3 protein-coding genes are annotated in these 2,510 nt (G+C 60.1%); all 3 read right to left on the bottom strand.

Going from position 1 to position 2,510, the window contains the following annotated elements; translation table 11 throughout:
- The coding region (locus AB0M20_RS37875) for a hypothetical protein (RefSeq protein ID WP_364305664.1) at nt 1–392 on the bottom strand (392 nt) is incomplete at its 3' end.
- 203 nt (nt 393–595) lie between these two features.
- Nucleotides 596–1,498 carry a hypothetical protein gene (locus AB0M20_RS37870; protein ID WP_364305662.1) on the bottom strand — a complete coding sequence of 301 codons (903 nt, stop codon included), beginning with the start codon at nt 1,496–1,498 and terminating at the stop codon, nt 596–598.
- 104 nt (nt 1,499–1,602) lie between these two features.
- A complete protein-coding gene (locus AB0M20_RS37865) occupies nt 1,603–2,376 on the bottom strand; it encodes a helix-turn-helix transcriptional regulator (protein ID WP_364305660.1) in 774 nt (257 codons plus the stop codon).
- Between the last annotated feature and the right edge of the window lie 134 nt (nt 2,377–2,510).

The raw sequence follows: 2,510 nt of genomic DNA, 5'->3' as shown, positions 1-2,510 counted from the left end.
GTTCCGTCTTGCTGCGGTCGTGACAGGTTGAGCGATCCATCGCCTCCTTGATGACTTGCACCATCAACTCGCCAACGCGCTGACTGTGGAGGAGTGTCGCTGGTCGCGAATCGAAGTCGCTCATGACCACGCGAGGTTAGACGCGAAATAGCCCGCCGGACGGGCCAGCGGGCGACGAGCCCTCGCTTCGATGGCAGCGAGCGTGCGGCGGTGGCCGTGACGGACTCGGATGTCGCCGGATGCGGTGCGCACGCGATGATCGTGACGAGCACACCTCGCTCGGCGATGCTGCCACCAGAGTCTTTGTCGAACCGGACGTCTTTGCGGACGTTCATGTCGAGAAGCAGCTCAGCGGGGTCGATGTCGATCCGCTCAATGGTTTGCGATTCCATATTCAGTTGTCCTTTCGTCGCAAGGGTAACGCCAGAACACTAGTCGCGGTGTGCGACACAAACGACAGACCCCGCACACCGAAGTGAGCGGGGTCGACGCGTCCCCTTGCGAAGGACATCGTTCACCTTAGGCGACAGGTGTTCCCCGAACAGCCAAGTTTGTCAAGCCTTTACAGGGCCTTCAGGCGACCAGACACGTTTGATCACGCTTTGATAACGGCGTTCCCGGCGCGCGACCTACCGGCTTGGCGCCCGTTATCTGTCCGAAGTTCGTCGTTGCTTGGATTTACTAAGCAACGGGCCCATTCGACACACCTCCTTAAAGTGGGGTCACCGTGCCCAACCGCCGGAAGTCGTCTGCTCGCTGGGATGACGTCAAAGCCGCCGTACAACTTCTTCTCGAAATCCTCAACGAGTACGTGAACGCGAAGATCGACAAGGTATCGGGCTGGATCGCAGATCACAGGCTTGCCCGTTGGACCATCGCGTTTATCAAGTGGACAGTCATCGTCAGCGCCGGAGGCGTGGCGGGTAACACCGTCTACGACCTCTTCATCAAGCCGTTCCTGGGACTCTGACGCGAAGGCACCCCCGGAGGTCCAACCAACGGGGGTGCCTTGCATCGGTCGTTTCCGCAGATAGTGTTCGGAGTTCCACATCAGAACGAGGCCCAGCGTATCGAATAACTGTTCCCTTTTCACAAACCGTGCGCGAGCAACCAGTGGGACCAAGTCCGTCGGCTTCTTGTAGAAGCTGAGGATGTTGACCTCTCGGCCTTGGTTGCCGAGGCCAGTGGTCATGGGCGAGTAGATGAGCTCATCCAGATCGGATGTGTAGAGCCGTTTAAACTCCTTCGCCAGGTGCAGCCGGCGCGCGGCTTTGTCTTTCTGAACAAAGTCGAAGTCGGCAGCCAGGCCCTTGCCGCCCGTACCTGGCTTGAAGTGGTCGGAGCCGGGAGCATGCCCACCGGTGTTGATGGACGTAGCTATGACCGTGGGGTCTATCGCTTGCGCGGCGGCGATGATGCCATCGGTCTCTCGGCTCACGCCAAGGCAGCTTAGATCCGTCTGTGCTCTTTCCTTGATCCATTCGACCTCGCGAATCACCCACCCTTACCCTCACCCGGTGACAGACGACTCTCAGGTGTCGGCCGTGCCGGAGCACCGTCGATGCCAGTCTCATCAGGGGTGCTAGCGGCTGCATGCAGCCGCTAGTACACGACCGTATAACGCGCAAGATCCTCAGCATCGCCGAGCCACAGGTCGCTGGTCTCGGTCTCGACACTCACCATGTCGTCGTCGTCCGGCGTGTCGAAACGGTAGAGGGCGAAGCTGTTCAGCGGAACCGACATTGTTTCGATCGGAGCGCCGAAGCGGAGGACACGGACAGCGACATTCTCGCGGCTGCCGCTCTCGATCAGGCTCAGATACTGCGCTCGCAGCACGTCCGCTGGAGCGCTGGCACGACGAGGGGCTGCTTCGTCGATGATGACCTCGTACTCAATGCGATCAAGGATCTTCTGCCGCTCCAGCCGGCCATCGACCGCTGCTTCGAGGTCGAACGATTTCACGGCATCACGATCGCTGAACCGCTGGCGGATATAAGCGGCGTCCTGTACCAAGCCGGGGATGAACGCCGCTGCATACTCTCGAATCACCGTGACTGCGGATTCCATCTCTGCGAAGCCCATCTGGCGTGCTGGCATCCCGGCGTACGCCTTCCACCACCCGCAGGCGTTGGCCTGGCGAGCAAGAGTGACCAACCGGTCGTTGTGTTCACCGGTCACGCCATAGAGGTCGAGGAGGTCCATCACCTCGCCGACGTCCGGCCGGACCTTACCGGTCTCAAGTCGGCTGACCTTCGTGTGTGACCAACCCTGGAGTGCGGCAACGTGCGTTACTGACCAGCTCTTGCCTTCACGGAGCTTGCGTAGCTCTTCGCACAGACGGAGTCGCTTGCTCATGGGTGCTTGATCAGCGGGCATGACGGCAGGGTATCGAAGCGTGAAGTAACCAGTCAGTGAAGACCTGCGACCGCCGTCACGTGCGATTCTCGTGGCGCGTCGGCGCATGTCGATCTTCACACTGCGTGACAATCATCGGTATGACTCAAAGTAAC

It is taken from the genome of Actinoplanes sp. NPDC051633, from assembly GCF_040681735.1.
Lineage (GTDB): Bacteria > Actinomycetota > Actinomycetes > Mycobacteriales > Micromonosporaceae > Actinoplanes.
Note: the sequence above shows the minus strand (reverse complement) of the source record. Positions and strands in the feature narration are given on the sequence as shown.